At 74.9% G+C, this 720-nt stretch carries 1 pseudogene; it reads right to left on the minus strand.

The annotated features are described in order from the left end of the window. A pseudogene (locus ABEB16_RS13585) lies at positions 1–720 on the minus strand (glycoside hydrolase family 2 protein); the annotation flags it as partial.

Here is a 720-nt window from a genome sequence, read left to right on the forward strand (position 1 = left end):
CCGCCAGCCGCAGCGCGGTGTCCTCCGCGAAGTACCAGAACGCGGCCGCGACGGAGGGGTCGGCGGTGGTGGCGTGCAGGAACTCCGCCGCGCCGTCACCGGGCACCGCGACGTCCCCGAGGGCGGCGGTGACCGCCGCGCGGGGACCGACCTCCAGGTGGAGGACCTCCCGCGCCAGCTCCCCGCCGCCGGCGCCGGTGCCGGCCCGCACGACGGTGACCTCCCCGCTCCAGGCGGTGTCGCTGTCGTTGTGCAGCACGAGGGCCGGGGACCCGTCGCGGGGCTGGACGGTGAGCAGCCGGTCGGCGTAGACGCGGCGCAGCACGTGCCACAGCGGCTTGCGGATGCCCGCGGAGTCGACGGCGGCCCAGGACACGACGGGCCACTCGTCGTTCAGCTGCCACACCACCGCACCGGTGGTCAGCGGGAACAGGCTGCGGAAGTGCTCGATGCCGAAGCCGATGGCCCGCGCCTGGTTGAGCTGGGTGGCCCAGTGCCACCCGTCGACGTCGCGCCAGCGGGGCAGGTGCTCGCCGAGGCCGCGCTCGAGCTTGAGGTTGCCCTCGTCGGCCTTCTGGTGGACGAGCATCTGCGGCCCGTACGGGTCCAGCGGGGTGTCGTGGACGGCGGAGGTGAGCGTCGACCAGGCCGGCGGCCCCTGGAACCCGAACTCGGAGACGAAGCGGGGGGCGTACTCGCGGTAGGCGGAGTAGTCCCGGG

Origin of the sequence: Kineococcus glutinatus (assembly GCF_039542765.1) — a bacterium.
GTDB lineage: Bacteria > Actinomycetota > Actinomycetes > Actinomycetales > Kineococcaceae > Kineococcus_A > Kineococcus_A glutinatus.